The sequence below is a fragment of the Nocardia arseniciresistens genome (genome assembly GCF_046764875.1).
GTDB lineage: Bacteria > Actinomycetota > Actinomycetes > Mycobacteriales > Mycobacteriaceae > Nocardia > Nocardia arseniciresistens.
Genome location: NZ_JBKORD010000002.1, coordinates 327,040 through 351,839, shown reverse-complemented (window position 1 = coordinate 351,839; position 24,800 = coordinate 327,040). Strand labels below are relative to the sequence as shown.

The 24,800-nt window shown below is 65.2% G+C and carries 21 protein-coding genes and 1 pseudogene; 12 read left to right on the top strand and 10 right to left on the bottom strand.

The features are described 5' to 3' along the window. Positions 1-169: 169 nt before the first annotated feature. From ACLMAJ_RS05210 to ACLMAJ_RS05175, 8 genes and pseudogenes are all read right to left on the bottom strand, one after another. A complete protein-coding gene (locus ACLMAJ_RS05210) occupies positions 170-1,606 on the bottom strand; it encodes a GuaB1 family IMP dehydrogenase-related protein (RefSeq protein ID WP_412012319.1) in 1,437 nt (478 codons plus the stop codon). A 120-nt stretch (positions 1,607-1,726) separates the two neighbouring features. After that, on the bottom strand, positions 1,727-2,572 hold the full coding sequence (locus tag ACLMAJ_RS05205) for a DMT family transporter (RefSeq protein ID WP_412012318.1): 846 nt from the start codon (positions 2,570-2,572) through the stop codon (positions 1,727-1,729). A gap of 321 nt (positions 2,573-2,893) precedes the next feature. After that, positions 2,894-4,267: pseudogene (locus tag ACLMAJ_RS05200) on the bottom strand (DEAD/DEAH box helicase); the annotation flags it as partial. 117 nt (positions 4,268-4,384) lie between these two features. Then, on the bottom strand, positions 4,385-5,323 hold the full coding sequence (locus tag ACLMAJ_RS05195) for a M56 family metallopeptidase (RefSeq protein ID WP_412012317.1): 939 nt from the start codon (positions 5,321-5,323) through the stop codon (positions 4,385-4,387). Positions 5,324-5,386: 63 nt separating this feature from the next. Then, on the bottom strand, positions 5,387-5,776 hold the full coding sequence (locus ACLMAJ_RS05190; RefSeq protein ID WP_412012316.1) for a BlaI/MecI/CopY family transcriptional regulator: 390 nt from the start codon (positions 5,774-5,776) through the stop codon (positions 5,387-5,389). Positions 5,777-5,847: 71 nt separating this feature from the next. After that, entirely contained in the window at positions 5,848-6,714 is an 867-nt protein-coding gene (locus ACLMAJ_RS05185) for an ABC transporter ATP-binding protein (protein WP_412012315.1), read from the bottom strand. Continuing rightward, complete coding sequence (locus ACLMAJ_RS05180) at positions 6,711-7,814, bottom strand: FecCD family ABC transporter permease (RefSeq protein ID WP_412012314.1); 1,104 nt, start codon at positions 7,812-7,814, stop codon at positions 6,711-6,713. Before ACLMAJ_RS05180 ends, ACLMAJ_RS05185 begins: the two co-directional genes overlap by 4 nt. Further along, positions 7,811-8,911: a FecCD family ABC transporter permease gene (locus ACLMAJ_RS05175; protein ID WP_479725025.1), complete on the bottom strand. Its 1,101-nt coding sequence runs from the start codon at positions 8,909-8,911 to the stop codon at positions 7,811-7,813. The genes ACLMAJ_RS05180 and ACLMAJ_RS05175 overlap by 4 nt, the downstream gene beginning before the upstream one ends. A 109-nt stretch (positions 8,912-9,020) precedes the next feature. Between ACLMAJ_RS05175 and ACLMAJ_RS05170 the strand changes: the two genes are divergently transcribed. Continuing rightward, a complete protein-coding gene (locus ACLMAJ_RS05170) occupies positions 9,021-9,734 on the top strand; it encodes a hypothetical protein (RefSeq protein WP_412012313.1) in 714 nt (237 codons plus the stop codon). 100 nt (positions 9,735-9,834) lie between these two features. On the opposite strand, the gene ACLMAJ_RS05165 is transcribed toward ACLMAJ_RS05170, so the two are convergent. Next, positions 9,835-10,242: a TIGR03668 family PPOX class F420-dependent oxidoreductase gene (locus ACLMAJ_RS05165; protein ID WP_412012513.1), complete on the bottom strand. Its 408-nt coding sequence runs from the start codon at positions 10,240-10,242 to the stop codon at positions 9,835-9,837. A 375-nt stretch (positions 10,243-10,617) separates the two neighbouring features. On the opposite strand from ACLMAJ_RS05165, the gene ACLMAJ_RS05160 reads away from it, so the two are divergent. The 6 genes from ACLMAJ_RS05160 to ACLMAJ_RS05135 all read left to right on the top strand — a co-directional run bounded on the left by ACLMAJ_RS05160 (position 10,618) and on the right by ACLMAJ_RS05135 (position 17,031). Next, the gene (locus tag ACLMAJ_RS05160) at positions 10,618-10,989 is read left to right on the top strand and encodes a hypothetical protein (protein ID WP_412012312.1); all 372 of its coding nucleotides are present in this window, start codon (positions 10,618-10,620) and stop codon (positions 10,987-10,989) included. Positions 10,990-11,198: 209 nt separating this feature from the next. Beyond that, positions 11,199-11,987: a glutamine amidotransferase gene (locus ACLMAJ_RS05155; protein ID WP_412012311.1), complete on the top strand. Its 789-nt coding sequence runs from the start codon at positions 11,199-11,201 to the stop codon at positions 11,985-11,987. A gap of 310 nt (positions 11,988-12,297) precedes the next feature. After that, entirely contained in the window at positions 12,298-13,509 is a 1,212-nt protein-coding gene (locus ACLMAJ_RS05150) for an acyl-CoA dehydrogenase family protein (protein ID WP_412012310.1), read from the top strand. Next, entirely contained in the window at positions 13,506-14,522 is a 1,017-nt protein-coding gene (locus ACLMAJ_RS05145) for a phosphotransferase family protein (RefSeq protein ID WP_412012309.1), read from the top strand. Before ACLMAJ_RS05150 ends, ACLMAJ_RS05145 begins: the two co-directional genes overlap by 4 nt. 181 nt (positions 14,523-14,703) lie before the next feature. Beyond that, positions 14,704-16,263, top strand: coding sequence for an aldehyde dehydrogenase family protein (locus tag ACLMAJ_RS05140; RefSeq protein ID WP_412012308.1), 1,560 nt, complete (start codon positions 14,704-14,706; stop codon positions 16,261-16,263). A gap of 63 nt (positions 16,264-16,326) precedes the next feature. Beyond that, the gene (locus ACLMAJ_RS05135; RefSeq protein WP_412012307.1) at positions 16,327-17,031 is read left to right on the top strand and encodes a DUF8020 domain-containing protein; all 705 of its coding nucleotides are present in this window, start codon (positions 16,327-16,329) and stop codon (positions 17,029-17,031) included. A 120-nt stretch (positions 17,032-17,151) separates the two neighbouring features. On the opposite strand, the gene ACLMAJ_RS05130 is transcribed toward ACLMAJ_RS05135, so the two are convergent. Then, positions 17,152-19,083 (bottom strand): oxidoreductase, encoded by a 1,932-nt coding sequence (locus tag ACLMAJ_RS05130; protein ID WP_412012512.1) that lies wholly within the window; start codon positions 19,081-19,083, stop codon positions 17,152-17,154. Between the two features lie 183 nt (positions 19,084-19,266). Here ACLMAJ_RS05130 and ACLMAJ_RS05125 point away from each other — a divergent pair, with 183 nt between their 5' ends. Genes ACLMAJ_RS05125 through ACLMAJ_RS05105 form a run of 5 tightly spaced genes read left to right on the top strand, consistent with a single transcriptional unit; the run spans position 19,267 to position 24,757 of the window. Then, positions 19,267-20,304 (top strand): extracellular solute-binding protein, encoded by a 1,038-nt coding sequence (locus ACLMAJ_RS05125; RefSeq protein ID WP_412012511.1) that lies wholly within the window; start codon positions 19,267-19,269, stop codon positions 20,302-20,304. Positions 20,305-20,327: 23 nt separating this feature from the next. Next, a complete protein-coding gene (locus tag ACLMAJ_RS05120; protein ID WP_412012306.1) occupies positions 20,328-21,080 on the top strand; it encodes an SDR family NAD(P)-dependent oxidoreductase in 753 nt (250 codons plus the stop codon). Between the two features lie 10 nt (positions 21,081-21,090). Beyond that, on the top strand, positions 21,091-22,254 hold the full coding sequence (locus tag ACLMAJ_RS05115; RefSeq protein WP_412012305.1) for an ABC transporter ATP-binding protein: 1,164 nt from the start codon (positions 21,091-21,093) through the stop codon (positions 22,252-22,254). Continuing rightward, positions 22,254-23,951 carry an ABC transporter permease gene (locus tag ACLMAJ_RS05110; protein ID WP_412012304.1) on the top strand — a complete coding sequence of 566 codons (1,698 nt, stop codon included), beginning with the start codon at positions 22,254-22,256 and terminating at the stop codon, positions 23,949-23,951. The genes ACLMAJ_RS05115 and ACLMAJ_RS05110 overlap by 1 nt, the downstream gene beginning before the upstream one ends. A 41-nt stretch (positions 23,952-23,992) precedes the next feature. Next, the gene (locus ACLMAJ_RS05105; protein ID WP_412012303.1) at positions 23,993-24,757 is read left to right on the top strand and encodes an SDR family NAD(P)-dependent oxidoreductase; all 765 of its coding nucleotides are present in this window, start codon (positions 23,993-23,995) and stop codon (positions 24,755-24,757) included. The last annotated feature ends 43 nt before the right edge of the window (positions 24,758-24,800 follow it).

Below are 24,800 nucleotides of genomic sequence, written 5' to 3'. Positions count from 1 at the left end.
CGGGTTTGTCACCCGGCTCGGTAGAGGAGCCCTCCTGTGCGGCGCCCTCGGACGCGGGTGACAACTTGTTCCTTTCGGCAAATGGCAGCTGTGGTACCGGAGACCGGCAACTCTCATGCTACCGGCCCACGCGACTTGTCGCGTGGGCCGGTGCGGGTGCGGCGCGTGTCTACCAGCCGCTGGGCAGCGGGCGGCCCTCTGCGAAACCGGCGGCCGACTGCACGCCCAGCACCGCCTTGTCGTGCAGCTCGACCAGGTTGCGCGCGCCCGCGTAGGTGCACGCGCTACGCACGCCCGAGCAGATGTGGTCGATCAGGTCCTCGACGCCGGGGCGTTCGGGGTCCAAGCGCATCCGCGAGCTGGAGATACCCTCCTCGAACAATGCCTTGCGGGCGCGGTCGAAGCCGCTGTCGGAGGCGGTCCGCGCGGCGACGGCACGCTTGGAGGCCATGCCGAAGCTCTCCTTGTAGGTATTGCCGTCGCGGTCGACACGCAGGTCGCCCGGCGACTCGTAGGTGCCCGCGAACCAGGAGCCGATCATCACGTTCGACGCGCCCGCGGCCAGCGCGAGTGCGACATCGCGCGGGTGCCGAACGCCACCGTCCGCCCAGATGTGCACGCCGAGTTCTTTTGCTGCGGAAGCGCATTCGGCGACGGCGGAGAACTGCGGTCGGCCGACGCCGGTCATCATGCGGGTGGTGCACATGGCGCCGGGGCCGACGCCGACCTTGATGATGGTCGCACCGGCGGCAGCAAGGTCACGCGTGCCCTGCGCGGAGACCACGTTACCCGCGGCAAGTGGCACGCCGAGCCCGAGATCGCGGATAGCGCTGAGGGTTTCGAGCATCTTGGCCTGGTGGCCGTGCGCGGTGTCGATGACAAGCAGGTCGGCGCCGGCGTCGACAAGGGCCTTGGCTCGTGCGGCCACGTCGCCGTTGATGCCGACCGCGGCCGCGATCCGAAGCTGGTTGGCGGCATCGACATTGGGCTGATAGATGCCCGCACGGACCGAGCCGGTGCGAGTCATGACACCCGTGAGTGAGCCGTCCTCTGCGACGAGCACGGCCAGCTGCGAGTGCTTGGCCTCCAACAGCTCGAAGATGTCGCGGGGTGAGGTGCTGGCCGGCGCCTGCACGAAATCGAGCATCGCGACGTCGCGTAGCCGAGCGAACCGGTCGACATCGGCGCACGACGCCTCGGTCACGACACCGATCGGCGCGCCGCCCTCCACGATCACCACAGCGCCATGGGCGCGCTTGTGCATCAGGGCGACGGCCTCGGACACCGAACGCTCCGGGCCGAGGGTGACCGGGGTGTCGACGGTGAGCGATCGGCTCTTGACGAAGGCGATGGTGTCGGCGGCCGCGCTGATCGGCAGATCCTGCGGCAGCACCACGATGCCGCCGCGACGGGCGACCGTCTCGGCCATCCTGCGTCCGGCGACGGCGGTCATGTTCGCCACCACGATGGGGATAGTGGTGCCGGACCCGTCGACTGTCGACAGATCGACGTCGAACCTCGACGCGATATCCGTCCGATTCGGGACGAGGAAGAGATCGTCGTAGGTCAGGTCATACGGCGGCTGATGGCCAGGGAGAAACTGCACTTGAGCGATGATAACCGGCTCCGATGGGTCGTGTGCAATTCCCCACCATTCGATGCGTGGCGTAGGGAGATGAGCATCACAGACCGGCGGACACTCGCCATCCCGGTCGTACTGCGAACCTCAAGCCTCGGCTTGGGCGCGTGATAGCCGGATCGTGGTCGCGCACATGAGGATCACCGTGCCGCCGATCACCACCAGACCGAGAGCGTCGGTGCGCATCCGCTCGTGGAGGACGGTGATGCCGACGAAAGCGGCGGCCAAGGGTTCGGAGATGGTGATGGCGGGCAATGAGGCCACGAGTGGTCCGGATTGGAAGGCCAGCTGCTGTAGGTACAGGCCGACCAAACCGGATGTGACCAGCGCCCAGGTCTGCCAGCTGCCGAACACGTCGCCGAGGCCGTGCTCGAACAAGGTTGTGACGTACGAGGTGAGCGCGGCGGCCAGACCGAACAGCGCGCCGCCCGCGGTGCCGAACAGCATCGCGCGGTGGGAGGGATCGGCGCTGAGGGCGCCGATGGCGACTGCGGCGATGATCAAGCCGAGCAGAATAGCCAGCGGCACGATCCAGTGCCGCAATGGTGCGTTGGCATTGCCCTGAGTCGGATCTCCGACGATCAGGAAGCAAGCCAGGGCCGCCACGAGCAGGATGGCCGTCGCCCAGGTCGGTCCGGTGACTCGGCGGCCATTGAGGCGCGCCGAGAGCGGCAGCGCGAAGACCAGCATGCTCACCAGGATCGGTTGGACGAGCAGCACCGCACCCAACGAGAGCGCGGCCACCTGCATGGCATATCCGCCGGCGTCACCTACGATTCCGGCCCACCAGCGTGGATTGCGCAGCAGCGCTCGGATCAGCGAGGTGCCCTCGGGCACCGCCGAAGCCGCATGCTGCTGCGCGACCGCCGCGACTGCGAACAGCAGCGCCGCGAGCAACGCGCAGACGATGGCACCCAGCGGATGGCCGGACATCTGTCAGTTTGCCGAGCGGTTGCGGTTAGCAGGCACGCCCTGCGGCCGGTCGGCGCGTCGGCGCGCACGCCCCGGCGTGTCACCTGTGCGAATGGGCGCTGCTTTCGCCGAGCCTCCTGTGCGTCCCGCGGAACCCGCCGCGTGCGTGGCACCGGCCGAACCGGCGGTGCGGTTCGACGTGGCGTCGACACCGGAGCGGGAGGTCTTCGTCGTACCTGCCGTGTGGCCCGGTGCTCCCGGCACGCCGTTCGCCGAACGGCCGGAAGCCTTCTTCGACCCCGCACTTCGATTGCCGGAGCTCGCGTCGCGTCCGCCGGAGCTCGCGTCGCGACTGCCAGAGCCAGTGCCACGTCCGCTGGAACCAGTGCCACGTCCGCTGGCGCCACGTCCACCCGCCGCGGCACCACCGGACCCGCGGCCCGAGGACCCGGAGCGGCCACGGGCCGGACCCGTCTTCGGTTCATCAACATCGACCACCGCCGCCACGATCGGAATGCCCGACGGCTGCCCGGCACCGGTGATCGCGATCAACTGCGGATCTCCCGGGCCGACCTCGACCGCGTCGATGTCGACACCGGCCTTGCGCGTCATCTTCTCCACATCATCGCGCTCGTCCTCGGTGACCAGCGTGACGACAATGCCGTCCTCACCGGCACGGGCCGTGCGGCCTGCGCGATGCAGGTAGGCCTTCGACTCGGCAGGTGGATCCACGTGCACGACGAGGGAAATCCCGTCGACGTGGATACCGCGCGCGGCGACGTCGGTGGTCACCAGGACCGGGGTCGAGCCGTCGGCGAACGCGGCAAGAGTCCTGGTCCTGTTGTTCTGCGCTTTACCACCGTGCAGGGCGCCCGCGGCGATACCGGAGGCGCGCAACTGCTTGGCAAGCCGGTCCGCGCCGTGCTTGGTGCGGACGAACATCATGGTCAGCCCGTCGCGCGCGGCGATCTCGGCGATGACGGTGCGCTTGTCGAGCTTGCGCAGGTGCAGCAGGTGGTGCGACATGGTCGCGACCGAGGCCGACGCGGGCGCGGTCGAGTGCGTCACGGGCGAATTCAGGTACCGCTTGACGAGCTTGTCGACCTCGCTGTCCAGTGTGGCCGAGAACAGTAGTCGCTGACCATCTTTCGGCGTCCGGTCCAGCAGCTTGGTGACCTGGGGAAGGAAGCCCATGTCGGCCATGTGGTCGGCCTCGTCCAGTGCGGTGATGCGGACTTCCGAGAGATCCGCGGAGCGCTGGTTGACCAGGTCCTCCAGCCGTCCAGGTGTCGCGATCAGCAGGTCGACGCCGCGCGCGAGCCGGTCGGCTTGGCGCTTGATCGGCGCACCACCGACCACCGACGCGACCCGCAGTCCGAGCGAAAGCGCCGGATTGTCCAGTGCGCGTTCGATTTGCGCGGCCAGCTCCCTGGTCGGCACCAGCACGAGCCCGCGCGGTTTACCCGGCTTGGCCGGTGCACCGGCGAGCCGGGCGAGCATGGGCAGGCCGAAGGCGAGTGTCTTGCCGGAACCCGTCGGGCCGCGCCCGAGCACATCTTTGCCCGCCATGGCGTCTGGCACCGTCGCGGCCTGGATCGGGAACGGTGCCTCGATGCCGTCGTTGCGCAGTGCCTGCACGAGCGGGACCGGCAGGCCCAGATCGGCGAAGGTCACGTCGGGCGCCGCGGTGGCAGGAGTCGAGGAGGTCAAAGGTATGTGTGCCTTTCGTGTCTCGGCACGGCGGGAAAGCCGGGCACTCGTGGTGCGGCCGAGATGGTCGGCCCGGCCTTCGGGGAAGAGCGTGGGCCGGGTGGTCAGTGCGGACCGGGCGTTTCAGTTGCGGAAAAGGCGATCCAGTTCGACCAGCCAGGGTACCGCGACGGCCATCGTCGGAACGACAAGGATCGCCATCGAGCCGAGATATGCGGCAGAGGCGACCCGGATGTCGCCGATGCGCCCGCCCAGCCGTTGGATACGGATCAGCGTGGTCGGCCCGCCCGCGGCGAGCGCGCCCTGCGGTGCGGTGGATTTCGAACAGGCGACCAGCGCCCGCGCCAGGGGTGTCGGGCCGGTGACCTTCACAGCGGAGTCGTCGGCGAGCAGCTCGATCAGCAGCTTCACCGATCCGAGCGCGGCCCGGCTGCGGACCACCACGGGAAATGCTTCGTGAACGGCGGTGAAAGCCTCGAGCACCAGATCATGGCGTGCACGCAAGTGTGAGCGCTCGTGGCTGACGATGGCGGTGACCTCGGCGTCTTCGAGGTTGGTCAGCGTGCCCTCGCTGAGCACGACCCGCTGGCGCAGGCCGGGCAGGCAGTAGGCAATCGGTTCGGTCGAGGCGAGCACCCGGATGTCAGCCGCGCGGCGGTGTGGTCCGCTCTGATCGAGCAGATCGACCAGCATGCGGTGTCGCGCGCGCCGCCTGCGGGTGTGCACGCCGACCCGGATCACCGCGTAGATCAGCCGGGCGCCGACCATCAGGGTGAGCGCGAAGACGAAGACATAGGCCAGCCACAGCGGCAGCCCGAGTGCGTCGATTTCTTTGGCCGGTGAGGTGGTCGGCCGGCCGTCGGGGCCAGGGACGAGCAGTTCGGCGGCGATGGCGAGGCCGGAGCCGAATGCGCTGAGCACGGCTGCGAGCGCGATGGCCTGCCACAGCACGAGTGCGGCACGAGGTGACCGGTAGGTCCAGGTCGCCCGGCTCAGCAGCGCTGGGGCAGGCCCCGCGAGAAGCAAAGCGAGTCCGGCGAATACCGGCGCGGTTGCGTTCATCGACTCAGCTCACTGCGTTGTGGGGGCCACGGCACTCACGGCATTGTGGGGCCAGGTCCAAGATTACTGCGGTGGCGCAGTGCCCTCGGATGCTTCGAGCTTAGCGAGTGCCTCGCGCAAAGCATCAGCCTCATCCCTGCCGACGTGTTCCACGAAATGCACCAGTGCCGCTGCGCGACTGCCCGCTTCGTCGGCCTGCTGCAATGCGTCGAACATCAAACTGGCGACCAACTCGTCGCGAGTGTGCACCGGCGCATAGCGATGTGCCCGGTCGTCGCGCTGCTGAACCACGAGGTTCTTCTTCGCTAACCGCTGCAACACGGTCATCACCGTGGTGTAGGCGAGCTCACGTCGCGCAGCCAATGCCTCGTGCACCTGCCGGACCGTTTGCGGTTCGTCACTCGACCACAACTGGTCCATGACCGCTTTCTCGAGTTCACCAAGTCCTGCCATACCCTCGAGTTTACGGACCCAACGACACAATTGCGTACTACACCCTGTCGTAACTGTCTGATAGCTGTGTGTTATTTATCACGGACTGCGCCCGACTGCGTGGGATTCTCGTAGGCCGCGAGCACGTGCCTGGTGCCGATGGGCACGATCATCGGTCGGCCGGACACCGGGTCTTCCAGCACCGAGGCCGCGAGATCGAACACCTCGCGCAACAATGCGGCATCGATGATATCGCCGGGTTTGCCCTTGGCGACGATGTTGCCCGCGCGCATCACGATCAGTTCGTCGCTATAGCGGATGGCGAGGTTCAGGTCGTGCAACACCATCACCACGGTCCGGCCGAGATCGTCGTGCAGCCGGTCGACGAGGTCGAGCACCTCGACCGAGTGTGCCAGGTCGAGGTAGGTGGTCGGCTCGTCGAGCAGCAGGATGTCGGTGCCTTGGGCCAGCGCCATGGAGATCCAGGCGCGCTGGCGCTGCCCGCCGGAGAGCTCGTCGAGCGGGCGGTCGGCGAGGTCGGCGATGCCGGTCTGTTCGAGCGCGGTCATGACCTCGGCTTCGTCGGTGGCCGACCACTGCCTGATCCAGGATTGGTGCGGATGACGGCCGCGGGCAACGAGATCGGCGACCGTCAGGCCCTCCGGTGCGACAGGGGACTGTGGAAGCATGCCGACGACACGGGCGACGTCTTTGGTCTTCAACGACGAGATCGCCTTGCCGTCCAACAGGACTCGACCCTGTTGCGGCCGCAGCAGTCGGCCCAGTGAGCGCAGTAGGGTCGATTTGCCGCAGCCGTTGGGGCCGATGACGGTGGTGATCACACCGGGGGCGATATCGATGCTGAGCCCGTCGATGATGACGCGATCGCCGTAGCCGAGGGTGATGTCCTCGGCGGAAAGCCGGTGCGCGTCGGAGCTTTCGGCGGATGCGGTGGTCATGACAGGGTCGCCTTCCGATTCATGCGCACGAGCAGATAGAGCAGAAAAGGACCGCCGAACGCCGCGGTCACCACGCCGACCGGCAAATCCACTGGGAACAATGTCCGCGATGCTACGTCCGCGCCGACCACCAGGATGGCGCCGACGAGTGCCGATCCGACGAGCGGTTCGCCAGGTGTTCGCAGCAGTCTGCGGGCGATCTGCGGTCCGGCCAGTCCGACGAAGGCGACCGGGCCCACCGCCGCCGTGGCGACCGAGGCGGCCACGACCGCCGCACCCATCAGCACTGCCTGTTGGGTTTGGATGCGCACACCGAGCACGCGGGTGGTCTCGGTGCCGAGGCGCAGTGTGGCGAGGGTGCGGGCCGAGCCGAGAGCAACCACCATGACGAAGGCCAGCGCGAGCACCGCGGGGATCAGTCGAGTCTTGTCGGCGCTGTTGAGTGACCCGTTGAGCCAGAGCTGGGCTCGGGCGGCATCCTGCAGGCTGGCGCGGGCGAGCAGAAAGCTGATGCCTGACACCAGGAATGCGTTCACGCCGATGCCGACCAGCACCAAGCGCAGGCCGGTGACGCCATGGTCGCCGGTCGGGCTGCGGCCCCACGCGAGCAGGTAGATCGTGACGGCGGTGAGCAGCCCGCCCGTCAATGCGGCCAGTGGCGCGCCGACCGAGGCGGCGAAGCCTGTTGCGGCGCCGCCGGTTCCGACGATGACCGCCACGGCGCCGAGGCTCGCACCCGCGGTGATGCCGAGAATATCCGGTGCGGCGAGCGGATTGTGCAGGATCGACTGGGTGATCGCGCCGGCGAGGCCGAGCGCGGCGCCGACCACAAGGGCGGTGAGCGCGCGGGGCAGGCGGGAATCCAGCACGATGAAGCGCTGGGAGCGGGTGCCGCCGCCGGTGAGTACATCCAGGACCCGGCCGAGCGGAAGGTGCGCCGCGCCGGTGGTGATGTCGAGGCAGAACAAAGCGAAAAGTACTGCGGCGAGCAATATTACGATGAGCAGCATCGTCGGTCGGAGTACCAGCGATAGTGGCCCGAGGCGCAATGCCGGTCGGACCCGGGTGAGCCCGGACCTGTCGGCCGTCGAAAGCGTCACAGGTTCACCAGCTTTCGCCGCCGCACGAGCAGTATGAAGAAAGGCGCACCGATCGCGGCCAGGGTGACACCGACCTGGAGTTCGCCGGGCCTTGCCACGACACGTCCGACGATATCGGCAATCAGCAGCAGAAGCGCGCCGAACAATCCGGAGTACGGGATCAACCAGCGATAGTCGGGACCGGTGAAAACCCGTGCCAGGTGCGGCACCACCAGTCCGAGGAAGGCGATGGGGCCGACCGCGGCAGTCGCGGCTCCGCACAACATGACGATCGCGGCCAGTCCGAGCGCGCGACTTCGTCCGATATGGACCCCGAGTCCGCGGGCGACCTCGTCACCGAGACTGAGCAGGTTCAATCCTGGCGAGGCCGCAACCGCGAGTACGACGCCGATCGTCAGAAAAGGCAAGACCTGCCAGAACACATCGGCGTCGCGCCCGTTCACGGTGCCGACGACCCAGAACCGGTAGGTGTCCAGCGCCGCGGAGTCCAGCAGCACAACGGCATTCGTCATTGCCTGGAGGAAGGCGGTCACCGCGGCGCCGGCAAGTACCAGGCTCAGCGGGCTGGCCTTCCCGCCACCGAGGGAGGACACCGTGAAGACCACGATCCCGGCGATCGATGCCCCGGCGAAAGCGAACCAGATGTACTGCTCCGGTGCGGTGAAGGTGAACAGGTAGATGCTCAGCGCCGCGAGAAATGCGGCACCGGCATTGAGGCCGAGCAGGCCCGCGTCGGCGAGTGGGTTGCGGGTGTAGCCCTGGATCAGCGCGCCCGTGATGCCGAGCGCCAGCCCGCAGACGAGCGCAAGGGCGGTGCGGGGCAACCGAAGTCCGCGCACGATCTCCTCGGCGGTCGATCCGGCTTGGCATCGGAAGGGGCCGCCAGGACAGGTGAGCGCGTCGTGCAGCGCGGTATAGACGGTGCCGGGGGAGAGGGAACGGGAGCCGATCGCGATGCTGGCGAGCACGGCCAGCAGTAGCAATGTGGTGAGTAGGAGCAGCCCCAGCCGTCGGCGTCGTGCGGTGCTCTTCGGTCGCGCCTGCCGCGCGCTGTTCGATCGTCGCGCCTTTTGCGCGGCAGTGCCTGATGCCGTCACGGCGACGAAGCTACTCCTGACTCGATGTTCTTCACGGGTTGCGAAGTCTGGTAAGCCTAACCTATCTTTCGCTGAGAACTCATGACGGAGCCGACCCCGAGGAGGTTCGATGCCCGAGCCAGTGATGACCTACCCGGCCCGCCACGTCAACGTGGCGTTCGGACGCGCGTGTAATCGGCTTCGCGCCCTACAACCGGAACATCCACGTGTCTACGCGGTAGCCGCGATGGCCGATCAGGGCAGACGTCGATGGTGGCGGCTGTCCGATGGGTTGCGCGAGGGGCGAATCGAACTCATGTATCGACGCCACGCGGCCGAGATGATCAGTGCGGACACGGCCGCCGAAGTGGTGGCGACCGCGCTGATCCACGCGGTGATCGGTCGAGTAGTCGCCTTGCTGGTTGCCGAGGGTATGGCATGGGATCCGGGCTTGGAGAACCTCTGGATACATGCGGACAACGACGGCGGAATCGACTGGGCGGGCTTGGTGGACACCACCATTCGGGTCCTGGAGGGCGACCGGTTGGAGGGTGAGCCCGGCGTGGCGACGCTGCCGTGCGAGCGGGCGATGTACGTCTGGCTCGCACACCGCTGCGAGCCCTCGCTCACGATGATCCACTACAGCCTCGCCCGCTGCTCTGGCCTGAGCGCCCGCCGCTTCTGGTTGCTGGTCGGCGAATCCATCGTCGGTGCGGCAACCTACGTTCCCGAGCTCGCCCGCACCGACGCGCTGCTCGGCGCGCGGCGTGGGCAGGGACTGCTCATCGCGTTGGAAGAGCGCGGTCTGCCGGTGCGCCGGACAGCAGGGTGCTCGGTCCGATAGGTCACGGCAGCTCTGCCCGCCGCCCTCGACGAACTCTGCGGCCACCCGCATCGTCGATCCGTCGAGCCCGGGAATCCGATCGGATTGTGCTGACGTTCGGTCAGCTCGAGCTCCATCCCGACCAGCGCGTGATATCGACGGCAATCACTGGTCCGGGCGGCGGCTGTTTCGTGTAGTCGCAATAGCGTGCGGTCAACTCGCGCTTGGCCATTCGATCTTCCTCGGAGCCGGCGATACGGGCTTTGCCATCGGCGCGCGCCCACCAGAGCCGCGTCCAGTCGTCGCTGTAGTGGTCGGCGAGCACGGTGACCGCAGGGTTGGCGGCGATGTTGGCCAGCCGTCGCAGCGCCATGGTTGTTTTGGGCTTCGCATCGACGCTGGTATAGAGGGTATCGCCGACCAGAATGAAGACGATCGGGACGATGTGCGGCTGACCGGACGCCGAGGCGGTCGCCAGCCGTGCGACGGGGCTGGCCGCGAACCGCTTCCGCGCCTCGTCCGGACTCAGTCGCATACCAGCCTCCTCATGTCGCCGCCATGTCTGGGTAATTATGTCCGCAAGCGGTGTAGGTCGCTGCCCCGCCTCGTTGACAGATGATAAGCGCATACATATCGTAAGCATGCGCAGATTATTTCTGCGCGCTCCAACAGGAGATTCCGGCCCGAGCGCAGAAGGAGGATGGGGCAACGGGTCCGCACCGCGGATGTCGGGCCCCGACTATGTATGGAACTGACACGATCTGCGTGGAGAGACCTACTCGACTCCCGTCGGCTGCCATGGCAGACCTGGCGTCGGCACCGCGCGCCCGGTTCGCCACTGGCCGACCTGGTAGTCAACAGCGCGTGGAAACCCGGACCTGCGGCACAGGCCAACGGCCCGTTCATGATCAGCATGACCCAGTACACGACCAGCCAGGTGACCGACATCCCGGCCATCTGGCGTGCGTCGGAGCGTCTGGGCGATCAGTTGGCACAGATTGACGGCGCGGTCGGCGTGCTGACATACATTCGCCCGGCCCGCCGCCAGGTGGGGTCACTGTCGATCTGGGCGGACGACAGGGGATTGGCCAAATTCATGGGCTTGCCCTACCACGTCGAGATCATGAAGAAGTACCGGCCACGCGGCCTGCCGATCCGGTCGGCCAAATGGTGGTCCGACGAATTCGGCATCGGCGCGGCAATGATGGAGAGCATGCGGATGCTGGACAGTAGTGAAGAGCGCCGCGTGGTGCGACCCAAGGCGGTGTTGGACTGACCGGTGCTAACCGAGTTGCCTCGGGCGTGTGTGCGATCTTGCAGGCTGGTCAGTAGCGCCGGTGCCGTGCGGACCACCGCCGCGACCACGGCGGTGGAGAGCCCGTCGAGTTCACAACTCGCGCCCTGTCTGCCGACGCCCGCGTCCTGAACACGCCATTGATTGGTGTGCCTCCCTCGCTAATGGTGTCGATCTTGCAGAATCGGTGAATGCCCAAGCCTTGCCTTCTGCTCCAGCTGCGGCCCGAGCGCTCCGCCGCGGATGACGAGTACCACGCCATCCTGCGGGCCGCGCAGCTCGACGCCGCCGACATGGTGCGAGTGCAGATGGACAGCGGCCTTCCTGAGGTCGAGCTCGATCATTTTTCGGCGGTCATCGTAGGTGGTGGGCCGAGTAATGTCGGCAGTCCCGAGGAGGAGAAGTACGACTATCAGCGGCGTTTCGAACCCGGATTGAAGACACTGCTCTCCGAGGTCGTCAGTCGCGACTTCCCGTATCTGGGCGCCTGCTACGGGTTGAGCATCCTGGCGGATGTGTTGGGCGGCAAGGTGAGCGACGAACGATATGGCGAGGTTGTCGGCGCCCAGACCATCGAATTGGCCGACTGCGCACCCGAAGATCCCCTCCTCCGAGGAATTCCTCAGTCTTTCCGGGCATTCGTCGGGCACAAGGAGGCATGCCAGGAAGTTCCGCCGAACGCGGTGCTGCTGGCCGGGTCGGTCGACTGCCCTGTGCAGATGATTCGAGTCGGGCACCATGTTTACGCGACCCAGTTCCACCCCGAACTCGACGGCAACGGACTCGCACTGCGTATCGAAATCTATCGGCACGCAGGTTATTTCGACCCGGAAGAGGCGGAATACCTTGCCGCATCAGGTCACCGAGAAGACGTCACCGTACCTGTCGAGATATTGCGTCGATTCGTCGCCAGGTACCGAATCGATCGTGGCGCTGCCGTCGCACCTCGAGCGTCCGACCGCTCGGTGCGACAGAGATGAGATGTTCGGAAGTTCGCGCGCCTGCGCTGCCGGCGGACGTCGGCGAGCGTTGATCGACAGCTGAACGGGCATCGCTTCAGGGGTGCGCCAGATGTGGCGAGTGTCGGCCACAAACGTCGCGGAGTTGTCGGGTTCCTAGTCAAACTGAAATCAGTTCAGTATATTGGCTCGAACCGACCGAGGAGACGTCGCCATGACGCAGACCACAAGCCCTTCCGAGACGCCCGATCGAGACCTGGGCGGATGTCCGGTGATGCACAGCGACTTCGCTCGAATAGATCAAGGCATTACTGATCAGGCGGGTAGGTAGATGGTGATCGACTTGGAGTATTCGGCCGAGATCGCGGCATTGGTCGAACAGACCCGGGTGTTCACCCGCGAGGTCGTCCTTCCGATCGAGGACCGGCATGGTGGCGATATCACCGCCGCCGGTGGCGATATCGTGCGCAAGGATCTACAGGCCGCCGCCCGGAACGCGGGCATATTTGCCCCGCATGCGCCGGTCGAGTACGGCGGGCTGGGATTGTCGATGTCGGATAGGGCGCCGGTCTTCGAGGAGGCCGGGTATTCACTCTTCGGTCCGATGGCGTTGAACATCGCGGCGCCGGATGAAGGAAACGTCCACCTGCTCGCGCATGTCGCGAGCCCGGAGCAGAAGTCGCGGTACCTTGCGCCGTTGGCGACCGGTGAGGTCAGGTCGGCGTTCGCGATGACCGAGCCCGCTCCGGGCGCGGGCTCGGATCCGTCGGCGCTGACGACCCGAGCCGAGCGGACACCGGCGGGGTGGCGCATCAACGGACGCAAGTGGTTCATCACCGGAGCCGACGGCGCCGGGTTCTTCATCATCATGGCGCGCACGTCGGGTACGCCGGGACAGCGCGGCGGCGCAACGATGTTCCTGGCTCCGGCCGGCACACCAGGACTGCGGGTCGGGCGGCACATCCCGACAGCGGACCGCTCGATGCTCGGTGGTCACTGTGAGGTCACCTTCGAGGATCTGGTTGTGTCCGATTCCGCGGTGCTCGGTGCGGTCGATCGAGGCTTCGAGTATGCGCAAGTTCGGCTCGGACCGGCCCGGATGACGCACGTCATGCGCTGGCTCGGCGCGGCGCGGCGCGGTCACGATCTGGCCGTGCGCCATGTCGCGCGACGCGAGGCATTCGGCGCCAAGCTCGGTGATCTCGGCATGATTCAGCAAATGGTCGCCGACAACGAGATAGATATCGCCGCTACCCGATCGCTACTCGTCCGGGCATGCTGGGAACTCGATCGCGGTGATATTGCGTCCAATTCCACATCGATTGCGAAAACCTTTGCCGCAGAGGCGATATTCCGAATCGTCGACCGCTCGGCGCAGATGTGCGGTGGCCTCGGCGTGGCCGAGGATCTGCCGCTGGCGCGGCTGGCTCGTGAGGTGCGACCGTTTCGGGTGTACGACGGTCCCTCCGAGGTCCATCGCTGGGCTATCGCCAAACGCAGCGTCGGTGCCGCCAAACGCGCGATTCGTGAGGAGTCCGCATGACGCTGCCGGACATGGATTCCGACGCGCTACACCGGTTCCTGATGGCCAGCGGGGTCGAGGTGCATGGTGAGCTGGTGGTCGAACCGATCAGCGGCGGCCGTTCGAATCTGACCTACAAGGTTTGTGACGACGAGTCGACCTGGGTGGTCCGTCGCCCGCCGGTCAGTGGGTTGACACCATCGGCACACGATATGGCCCGCGAGTACACCGTTGCGCAAGCGTTGCAGGGCACTCGGGTGCCGATCGCCGCGACCGTGGCGTTCGATGCGGCGGGCACCGCACTCGGCGTACCCATGACCGTCGTGGAATTCGTTGCGGGCCAAGTGGTGCGGGATCGGCACGATCTCGCCGTTTTGACCGACACACAGGTGGAAATGAGTACCTCGGCGTTGATAGCGGCGCTGGTCGAACTCCACGCTGTCGATTACCGTGCCGTCGGGCTCGAATCATTCGGTCGGCCCGAAGGTTTCCTCACCCGTCAAGTGACGTTGTGGGCAAGCCAATGGGAAAGGGTGCGAACGCGCGAACTCAGCGACGCGACGACGCTGTCTCGAGCCCTCGTGGAACGTGTCCCGAAGGCGTCGGGTGCCGCAATTGTGCACGGGGACTTCAGGATCGACAACACCATTCTCGATCTGGACGGACCGGAGATCGTCCGTGCAGTGGTGGACTGGGAGCTCTCGACGATCGGCGATCCGCTCACCGACGTCGCGCTCATGTGCGTCTATCGGTCCCCGGCATTCGATCACATCCTCGGAGCCGAAGCAGCGTGGACGAGCCCGCGGTTTCCTGGTGCGGATGCGCTGGCGCAGCGGTATGTCGATGCATCCGGCACAGACTTGGGCGAGTGGAACTTCTATCTCGCCCTCGCCAACTTCAAGCTCGCGGTCATCGGTGAGGGAATCACCCACCGAGCTCGGCAAGGTGCCGACGCAGGCAACGGTGCGGCCGCCGCGGCCGAGGCGACACCGGAGTTCATGGCCGCCGGCCTGCGGGCATTACGTCAGGGGTGAACCGGGACGATCAGGGCGTGTAGATCAGCCCGAACTCTGAAACTGAAGTGAATTTAAGTGTGGATTTGCTTGTGATTTGGATCATGACGCATGTACCGTATTACCTGAATCGAGTTCAACTCAGTTTGGTTCGGCGAGAGCGTGCCGACGACAGAAACTGTGCCTTCGAGAGGAGCTTCGCGTGATCGATCGCGAATTCACTGGATTCTTTATCGGAGGATCTTGGCGAAAGACGTCCTCCGATGGCCGATTCGAGGTGATTTCGCCGGCGAACGGCAAGTCGATCGGTTCGGTGCCCGCGGCTACCGAAGCGGATATCGACGCAGCCGTTGCCGCCGCCCGAGAGGCTTTCGACGGGTCCGATTGGCCGAAACTCACGCTAGTGCAGCGCGGTGCGCATCTGGTCCGCCTGGCAACGGCGATCGCTACATACGAGGCGGAATTCGCCGAGCTCATCACCGACGAACTGGGTTGCAGTCATCTGCTCTCCAAGGTGTACCAGGCCGTCGCGCCGGTGATGAGCCTAAATTACGTCGCCGAAGTGGCGAAGTCGCTGCAGACCAGTGAGCTCCGCGTCAGCGACCTGACCCCGTTCGCGAGATCGGGGGATGCGGTCGGCGTCATTCCGATGGCAGGCAAGAGCCTGATCGTCAAGGAGCCGGTGGGCGTTGTCGCGGTATTTCCTGCCTATAACTTCGCTCTTCCCGCCGTGGCACAAAAGATCGGGCCAGCCTTGGTCGCCGGATGCACGGTCGTTGTGAAGGCGACGGAGCCGAACCCGCTGGCGATCTTCAACCTGGGAAATCTGTTGCAAGAGATAGGTTTTCCTCCTGGAGTCATCAATATCGTGGCTGCGCGAGCAGGTGTGTCCGAGTATCTCGTCGGGCATCCCGGTGTCGACATGGTGAGTTTCACCGGATCCACCGAGGTCGGCAAGAAGATCGGTGCGACGTGTGGCGAACTGATTCGACCGGTGGTCCTGGAACTCGGCGGAAAGTCAGCGGCGATTGTCCTGTCGGATGCCGATCCGGAGAAGGTCGTTCCCACTCTCGTCGGAGCAAGTGTCGCAACCAATTCCGGTCAGAGTTGCGTCGCGCAGACCCGATTCCTGGTACCCGAGGAGCAGTACGAGTTCTACGCCGATGCGTTTACGCAGGCGTTCGAGGCGCTGAAGGTGGGCGATCCACGCGACGCCGACACAGTAGTGGGACCGGTGATCAGTCGGTCGCATCTCGAGCGCATCGAAACGCACCTGGCCCGGGCCACCGAACAAGGAGCGACGATACGCACCGGTGGTCGACGACCTGCGCATCTCTCGGAAGGCTGGTACATCGAACCGACATTGGTCACCGGCGTCACGAATGATATGGATATCGCGCAGAACGAGATATTCGGGCCGGTGGCGGTTTTGATCGCGCACAACGGTGAAGAGGATGCCGTCCGGATCGCCAATCAGAGTCGCTATGGTCTTGCCGGATCAGTCTTCACGGCCGACTCGGCACATGGTTTCGACGTCGCACGGAGAATTCGAACGGGAACGTTCTCGGTGAACACATTCGCCGCAGATCTCGGCTCTCCTTTCGGTGGTTACAAAGAGTCCGGACTCGGGCGCGAGCACGGCGTCGGCGCGGTGCAGGAATACCTGTTGCAGAAGACGATCTCCATCGACCCCGGCCTCGAACTCCCCGAAGAAGTCGTGTCCGGCGTATCGGCCGGACGCGGTCCGGGCATTACCGCCTGATTCCAGAATCAGCAGTAATGCCAACTTGTTTCTACAAATGAAGAACCGATGAGGATTCTAACAATGAAATTCAAGAAGTTCGCGGTAACGGCCGCAGTGGTGACCACCGGACTCGGTATCACCGCGGGGACCGTCCAAGCCGCGCCAACTCCCAGCCACGGTGACGTCGATTTCACCACGTCGGCGACCGACCGGTCCACGATCATCACTACCAGCGCCGGATCGTTGGTTGTCGAGGATGGTGTATTCAAGATCAAGGCAGGCGATGGGATCACCCTGGCCGGTACCGAATTGCGGTTCCGTGTCGATGATTTCGAGTTCCCGATCGCGACGGAGATCAACGCCCGCACCGCGACGCTGACCCCGCAGTTCGACATGGCACACGCGACCTACAAGCCGGTCGCGTTGCCGTACGAGGATCAGGCCCCCTGGAAGACCCAGTATGACCGTGAGCAGGCCGCCTGGACCCGCATGACCAGCACCATCAGTGCGGGTGTCACGATCGGCACGCTGGTCGGCGGTCTGGTCGGCGGTGCGGCCGGTTGCGTGCTCGGCGGCATCGCCGGAGCCACCGTCGCCGCGGCCACCATCATCGGTTTGTTCGGTCCGTTCATTCCGGCCGCCGCCGTCGGCTGTATTGGCGGCATCATCGCGATCGGCGCGCTCGGGACCCTGGCCGGTCAGATCTTCGTGACCGCGCCGGTCGCGATCGGTGCGGCGATCCAGTACTTCACCACCATCAATCAGCCGATGCCCGCCCCGAAGTAACTCGCCGAGTGCGACGGCAAGCAACGTCGAGTTCACGCCCCGCTCGGATCTCCATCCGAGCGGGGCGTGAGTTGGTTTACGGCCACCGTGTGCGGTCACCCGCGCGATGAGCGCCGCGAACTAACCCGATCGGACAGTCATGTCCGTGATCGCCTGTGCCGCAGCGTATCCCTCCGCCACCGAGTGCGAAACGCGGCGTGGCACCACCGCATCTCCGATCACCTGTACTCGGGCCAATGGAAGCTGCGCGAAATCCTGCCAGTCGGCGGCGACCCTTTCTCCGACGCCGACAGCGTGTTCGCACGCGAGCTCGAATGTCCTGCCCGACAGGAGATGGCGGCAGCACACTACAGAGCCTGCGCTGTCGGTTCGTATTTCCGTCACGGCCGCGCCGACGACGAACTCCACCGGGTTCCCGGCGAGCCGTTGCATCAGTTGGACTCGGCTCTCCGGTGGGATGGTGGCCGCGAATGTGGGTCCCGGGACCACGACGGTCACCTGAGCGGCTCCTGCCGCCGAGGCGGTTTCGATCGCGCTGACGGTAAGCCATGAGCCGAAGCCGTCGCAGGCGATGACCACCCGATCTCCCGGCGATATCGCATGCCGATCGGCGATAAGACCTGTCGAGGACATCGCACCGGGCGTGAGTAGCTCGGTAGCGCCGGTCGCGACGATGACCTCGTCGAAATCGCCTAGTTCACGCGGTGTTACGCGGTGGCCGAGTCGCACATCGGCATTCCCGAGATTGTCTGTGTAGAACCGCAGCAACTTCGACCAGCCCGCCCGGTTCGGCGCCTGTGCCGCCACGGTCAACTGCCCACCGATCCGCTCGTGCGCCTCGAATAGCGTCACATCGTGCGTGGCGGTGAGTTGGAGCGTGGCCTCCAGGCCTGCCGGTCCGGCACCCACCACCGCCACTCGCCGCGACGCTGCCGGTGGCAGTCCGAACTGGAGCGGCGACGCCGGGCGGGCATCGTGGCCGGGCGGGGCGAGGGTTGGATTCACCGAGCAGAGTAGGACCGGAGTGAATGTGCGGCAGTCCTCATTGCACGACACGCACGGACGGATCTGAGAGTCATTACCCCTCAGTAACTTTTGCGGCAGCTGTGGATCGGCGATGAGCGGCCGAGCCATCCCGATCAGATCGGCGCCGGCCGCCAATGCGGATTCGATGTCCTGGCCGGAGCGAAACGCCTGCGACACCAGCAACGGCCGTGCCGTTGCCGCGCGCAGCCGCCGCACATGCGCGAGCAGCGGCGGCTCCGACGTCGCCATATCGCGCACATATGTCGTCCGCACTCCGGCGGTCACATTCACATAGTCGAACATGTCGAGCGACGGCATCAGCTCGCACAGCCCGTCGAGGTCTAGACCGGCCTCTTGCACGCCATCGATCGAAACGCGCACCCCGAGTACCACGTCCGGACAAGACGCGGTGATTTCGGCGTGCAGCCGGTGCAGAACCCGCACTCGCCCCGCGACCGTGACCGACTCCGCTCGGACGTTGGAGCGGGGCGAAAGGAACTGAGCCAGTAAATAGCCGTGGGCCGCATGTAGTTCGATCGCGGGGAACCCCGCTTCGACAGCGTGGCGAGAACTGACGACAAAGCTCGCGATCATTCGATCGACGTCGCCTTCGGTCATTGTCCTGGCGAGTACCGGCTCTCGCGGCGATCTGATGCTCGACGGCGCGATCGGATGCTCCCAGATCTCGGCACCGAGTGTTTCGCGTCCGAGGTGCACGAGCTGGCATACCGGAATCGCGCCCTCGCTACTGATCGCGGTCGCGCGCGCCCGCAGCCCGCTGATCGCTTCTGGCCGCCATGCCTCGGTGATATTGCCGATTCGATTCGCCGATTCCGGACTCACGACGGTGCCGCCCGCGATCACCATCGCCGCGCCCCCGGCGGCGCAGCGTCGCCAGTATTCCGCGTCACCGGGCTGTGCCAGGCCGCCGCCGACCACCCCGGATCCGTGTGCGGTGGCGACCAGACGATTCCGCAGCTGTACCGTGCCGATCCGTAGCTGCCGGGATGCCCGGCGGGTGGGCATAGGGTTGTCTTGAACTGGATTCACTTCACAAGTTTGCCTCCGTGTGATTGACACCACAAGGGCCTACGGATAGATTCTCAAACTGAGGTCAGTTCAGTTTGAAAGTTTCGATGGCTTCTTACGATGCCGATGGTTCCGCCGAGTCGGCCGCTTTCTCGAACAGGTAAGGAAACAGATTCCGTGATCAAATCGCTGACCAGGGCGGTCGCGGCACTCGCGATTGTCACCTCCACATTCGGCCTGGCCGCCTGCGGTGGGAATCCGTCGGCCTCGAAGCCCGTCGATGGGAGCTGGGAGGACGTTGTCGCCGCGGCCAACGGGGAGGGCGCGGTGATGCTCTACTCGAGCCAGAAGCCGGCCAACCTCGAAGCACTGAAGACCGCATTCCAGGCCAAGTATCCGCGGATCAAGCTGGACTTCGTGCGCGGCACCGACGCCGATATCAACCCGCGGGTGGAGACCGAGAAGAAGACCGGGAAGGGCACAGCCGATGTGCACATGCTGACCGATGCGGCGTGGATTACCAATGCCGCGAAAACGGGGGCGTATTCCACCGAGCTGGTCGGGCCGGATCTGAAGGCTCCCGAGTATCACCCGGACAAGAGCGTGCAAAACAACCGGTTCTTCCTGACGAGCGCGGCCGTTTTCGCGCTGGGCTGGAACACCGGTGCGGTCCCGAACGGCCTGAAATCTCCCCAGGACGTGGTGAATCCTGCCTATCGAGGCAAGATCGGAATCGTCAATCCAGCCGGTATCGCCTCCTACGTCGATCTGTACCGGTATTACGCGCGCACCTACGGCGAGGACTACTGGAAGCAACTTGCCGCCCTGAAGCCGCGGATCTATCCGAGCGCTCTCGGCGTTGCCCAGGCCCTGACTTCCGGTGAAATAGTCGTGACGCCGGCAGTTCAGCCGCTGGTGACCGAGGTGGCCGCGGGTGCGCCGGTCGATTGGACCCTGCCGCCGTCGCCGTGGGGGACTCCTTGGTACAGCCAGGTGACTAGTGTGGCGCCGCATCCCAACGCCGCTCAGGTACTGGCGGATTTCATGGTTACCCGCGAAGGACAGGCAGCGCTCAACAGGGGATACGCGGCGGCGTTACCCGACATCCCCGGCGCGGTAGCCCGAGTTGAGGACGTCGCGTCACCCGACATCAGTGATCTGACTCCTGAGAACATCGAGAAGTACTCCCAGCAGTGGTCACAACTTTTCCAGAGCTGACAGTGGACGGGAGTACTGCATTGATGCGCGAAGTCAACGTGTTGGTCACCGGAGCGTCCGGGGGGATCGGTGGCGCGACCGCCGAGCTGTTCGCGAGTAAGGGCGCGACGGTGTACATCACCGATATCGACGACGCGGCGGGGGAGCGCCGCGCACACGAACTGGGGCCGACCGTGCATTACCGTCGGCTCGATGTGACTGCCGAATCCGATTGGCAGGCAGTAACTTCCGATATGGATCGTGCGGGACACCCCGTCCGGGTGCTGGTGAACAGCGCCGGAGCGGCGATGAAAGCGCCACTGACGCAGACCACGCTGCAGCAGTTCCGCGGGATGATCGACCTCAATCTGGTCGGGACGTTCCTCGGACTGCGGGCGGCCGCCGCGGCGATGGTCAACGGCGGGGCCGTGATCAACATTTCGTCGTTGCGGGGCGTGCTCGCGACCGCCGGACTCGGTGCCTACGGCGCGTCGAAGTTCGGTGTCCGCGCCCTGAGTAAGGTCGCGGCACTGGAACTGGCCGATCGTGGCATCCGAGTCAACACGGTATGTCCGGGAAGCATCGACACCGAGATCACTGCGAGTTCCGACTTCGCCGCGGACGATGTCGAAGCCTATGTGCAGAGCATCCCGATGAAGCGACGTGGCAGCCCCATGGAAGTCGCGAAGGCGATCTTGTTCCTTGCCGGTGACGACAGCAGCTATGTCACCGGGATCGACCTGCTGGTCGACGGGGGCACCGCTGCCGGAGTCCGCACACCCGAGAAGCAGACCTAGAAGGCATGAAATGAGCTCGCAGTTCACAGTTTCCGGTCTCACCAAGACCTACGGTTCGAACGTTGTCGTCGACCAGCTCGACCTTGCGATCGAGGATGGCGAACTCCTCGTACTGCTGGGCCCGAGCGGCTGCGGCAAGACAACCACGTTGCGCTGCCTCGCCGGATTGGAGACGCCCCAGGATGGTTCGATCACCTTCAAGGAGCGGCGCGTCTTCGACGCCGAGGCGAGGCTGAATGTGCCTGTCCACAAACGGAATATCGGAATGGTTTTCCAGTCGTACGCGCTGTGGCCACATATGACCGTGCGCAAGAACATTCAGTATCCCCTGCAGGTACGCAAATTGCGCAAGGAGATCTCCGGCGGAGCCGTCGAAAGTGCCGCTGCCATGGTCGATTGCGCGGAGTTGCTCGATCGGTACCCTGCGCAGCTCAGCGGTGGGCAGCAGCAGCGCGTCGCGGTGGCCCGTGGCTTGGTGGCCCGGCCCGATCTGGTGCTCTTCGATGAACCATTGAGCAACCTGGATGCCAGATTGCGGGATCAGGTTCGTACACAAATCCATCAACTGCATCGAAGTCTCGGATTCACGGCGGTTTTCGTCACCCATGATCAGGCCGAGGCATTCGCCCTTGGCGACCGCGTCGCCATCATGAAGGCAGGCAAAATCGAACAGTACGATGCGCCCGAGCAGGTATTCGAGCATCCGGTGTCGGAGTACGTGGCCGCGTTCATCGGTATGGCCAACCGGCTGGAGTTGCGCCGCGGTCCCGGTGGCTGGATGACCTCGGCCGGCGACGATATCGACCTGACACGTGCGGTGGTGCGCGGACGAGCCGACGAAGGTACGTCCGCGGTCGCGCGGCTACGCCCCGACGATATCGTAGTGCATTCGTCGATCGACGAAGTGCCACAGGGCGATATGGCATTGCATGCCGAGTTGGTGACATACGAATACGGCGGCCGCCACTACGACGTGACCGTCCGAACCGGTGGCGAACAGCTCGCGGTGCGGGTCGACGCGGCCACCCATGGCGCGACATTGCGCCGAAGCCGACCAGGCGATCCCATGATCGTCAGCTTCTCTCCCGCCAGCCTGCGCGTGTTCGCACATGCGGGCGGCGTCGACGCCGACATGCCGGTGTTGGCGACGGCGGGTGCGGGAGGACAGTCATGATGACCACGCTGACTGCCGCGAGTGCCAGGTCCCTTGCGATACCCGCGCACTGGCGGGCCAGAATCGGATACCTGGCGTTGCTGGCGGTTCTCGCCTATCTGGTCGTATTGCCGATGATCCGGCTGCAATCGCTGGCGTTCGAGAACGGCGCGCAGGGTTATCGAAACCAGTACGGGCGCTTCGATATCGCGGAGACGATCGGCACGACCATCGCGCTTGCTCTCGGATCGCTGGTGATCGCGATGGTGCTCGGCACGGTGCTGGCATTCGCGGCAAGCCGACTTCCGGACCGACTCGGCTTCCTGCGGATAATCCCGATTCTGCCGATTGTGATGCCCGCGGTCGCCAACGTCGTCGGTTGGGCCTTTCTGCTGTCGCCTGGGCCCGGCTACTTGAACCTGGTGCTCCGGAAGTTGCCGTGGTGGAGTGGATCCGACACCGGACCGATCGATGTCTACACCGTTCCGTGGATCATCATTCTCACCGCCTTCGGGCTGACGTCGTTCGTCTACCTGTTCGTCAGTGCGGGCATGCAGAACATCAGCTCGGAGCATCTCGAGGCCGCACAGGTCAGCGGGTCGTCCACGCTCGGAGTGTTCTTCCGGGTTGTTCTCCCACTACTGCGCCCGTCGTTGATCTACGGCGGCGGAATCGCGTTGCTGCTCGGTCTCGGCCAGTTCACCGGGCCACTGCTGCTCGGCCAGAACAGTGGTGTCAAGGTGCTCACCACCGAGATGTATCGGCGAGTGTCGGAATCACCATCCGACTTCGCCGCCTCCGCTGCGGCGGGTTCGCCGCTGGTGATTTTCGGGCTCGTGCTCGTGCTGATCCAGAAGGCCGTACTGGGCAACCAGACTCGGTTCGTCACGCACGGCGGCAAAGCGTTCGCGCCGTCCACCGGCCGCGCCACCTGGGCCACCGTGACGATCATTTGCTACGCGTTGTTGGCACTCGTTATCCCATTGATCGGGTTGATCATCGTGTCGTCGACGCGGTACTGGTCAGGATCACTGTCGTGGAGCCTGTTCACGCTCGACAATTTCCGAGAGTTGGCCGCGACCGACGCGATCGTCGAATCGGTGGTCACCAGTGTGCTGACATCGCTTGGTGCGGTGGCGATCTGCGTACCCATCGGCTACGTGATGGCCAACCTGTTGGTGCGGGGCCGGCGCTACAAAATACTGTCCCTCATCGGGGATTTCATCACGGCATTGCCGCTCGGCATCCCGGCGGTGATCTTCGGCGTCGGCTTCTTGCTCACCTATACCGAGCCGCCACTGATTCTGTACGGCACGCGAACAGTGATCATCCTCGTCTACATAGTCCTGATGTTGCCCTTCGCGACGCGCATGCAGATGACCGCGATGCTATCGCTCGGTAACACCTATACCGAGGCATCGGCGACCAGCGGAGCATCACCCTTTGTGACGAATATGAGGATCATGCTGCCGTTGATGCGACCCACCATCCTCAGCGCGGTCGCCCTGATGTTCATCCTGCTGACACACGAATTCGCGGCCTCGCTGTTGGTGCGTGCGTCGACCACCCAGGTGATGGGGACCCTGCTATTCGATATGTGGCAGAACGGTTCCTACCCATTGGTCGCGGCAATGGCGTTGCTCATGACAGCGGTCACCACGATCGGCGTCGCACTCGCCATGCTGGTCGGCGGCCGCAACGTACTCGGCAAGCTCTAACCGCCGGAGCGCGGCTCCGACCTCGAAAGGACTGCACAGCAATGACTCTCGGTGTTGCAAGGCTAGCTGGCAAGGTCGTATTGGTGACCGGTTCGACCGGGGGAATCGGCGTCGAAATCGTGCGCCGCTTGGCCGAGGAGGGGGCGTCGGTTGTGGTGACCGACGTCGACGTCGAGGCATGCGCGAAGCTGATCGCAGGCATCGAACATGGTGAGCGGCATCAGATTCTAGGGTTGGACATCGCGCGGGAGTCTCAGTGGCAGCAGGTGGTGTCCGCGGTCTCCGAACGCTTCCCGGGTCTGGATGCCATGGTCAACAACGGCGCCATCGGCAGTCTGGCGTCGGTGGTCGACGAGGATCTGGATCGATACAACCGGGTGATCGAGGTGAGTCAGACCGGTACCTGGCTGGGTATGAAGCATGCGGGCGCGTTGATCGAGCGGACCGGCGGCGGATCGATAGTCAACATCTGCTCGATCCTCGGCACTGTCGGCGGCATGGGGAACAGTCTGGCTTACGCGGCGGCGAAGGGCGCCGTGCGCAGCATGACGAAGAATGCCGCATTGCATTGGGCGACAAGGGGAGTGCGCGTCAACTCGATTCACCCGGGTTTCATCGAAACGCCGCAACTGCTCGAACGATACGATGGCACCGAGCGACACCGGGCGATGGTCGCGAATACGCCGATGGGCAGATTGGGCCGTGCCGAAGAGGTCGCGGCCGCCGTCGCATTCCTGGCGGGCGACGATTCGACCTTCATTACCGGCACCGAACTCTATGTCGACGGCGGCTGGACCTGCGCCTGATCCGCGCCCGGCCCGCGACGCCACGGGCGTCGCGGGCCGAGCC

Bases quoted from the DNA above. Each gene is read 5' to 3' on its own strand.
- ACLMAJ_RS05205 (WP_412012318.1), bottom strand. From the start codon at position 2,572: ATGTCCGGCCATCCGCTGGGTGCCATCGTCTGCGCGTTGCTCGCGGCG.
- ACLMAJ_RS05195 (WP_412012317.1), bottom strand. From the start codon at position 5,323: ATGAACGCAACCGCGCCGGTATTCGCCGGACTCGCTTTGCTTCTCGCG.
- ACLMAJ_RS05190 (WP_412012316.1), bottom strand. From the start codon at position 5,776: ATGGCAGGACTTGGTGAACTCGAGAAAGCGGTCATGGACCAGTTGTGG.
- ACLMAJ_RS05185 (WP_412012315.1), bottom strand. From the start codon at position 6,714: ATGACCACCGCATCCGCCGAAAGCTCCGACGCGCACCGGCTTTCCGCC.
- ACLMAJ_RS05170 (WP_412012313.1), top strand. From the start codon at position 9,021: ATGCCCGAGCCAGTGATGACCTACCCGGCCCGCCACGTCAACGTGGCG.
- ACLMAJ_RS05160 (WP_412012312.1), top strand. From the start codon at position 10,618: ATGATCAGCATGACCCAGTACACGACCAGCCAGGTGACCGACATCCCG.
- ACLMAJ_RS05155 (WP_412012311.1), top strand. From the start codon at position 11,199: ATGCCCAAGCCTTGCCTTCTGCTCCAGCTGCGGCCCGAGCGCTCCGCC.
- ACLMAJ_RS05150 (WP_412012310.1), top strand. From the start codon at position 12,298: ATGGTGATCGACTTGGAGTATTCGGCCGAGATCGCGGCATTGGTCGAA.
- ACLMAJ_RS05145 (WP_412012309.1), top strand. From the start codon at position 13,506: ATGACGCTGCCGGACATGGATTCCGACGCGCTACACCGGTTCCTGATG.
- ACLMAJ_RS05135 (WP_412012307.1), top strand. From the start codon at position 16,327: ATGAAATTCAAGAAGTTCGCGGTAACGGCCGCAGTGGTGACCACCGGA.
- ACLMAJ_RS05130 (WP_412012512.1), bottom strand. From the start codon at position 19,083: ATGCCCACCCGCCGGGCATCCCGGCAGCTACGGATCGGCACGGTACAG.
- ACLMAJ_RS05120 (WP_412012306.1), top strand. From the start codon at position 20,328: ATGCGCGAAGTCAACGTGTTGGTCACCGGAGCGTCCGGGGGGATCGGT.
- ACLMAJ_RS05115 (WP_412012305.1), top strand. From the start codon at position 21,091: ATGAGCTCGCAGTTCACAGTTTCCGGTCTCACCAAGACCTACGGTTCG.
- ACLMAJ_RS05110 (WP_412012304.1), top strand. From the start codon at position 22,254: ATGACCACGCTGACTGCCGCGAGTGCCAGGTCCCTTGCGATACCCGCG.
- ACLMAJ_RS05105 (WP_412012303.1), top strand. From the start codon at position 23,993: ATGACTCTCGGTGTTGCAAGGCTAGCTGGCAAGGTCGTATTGGTGACC.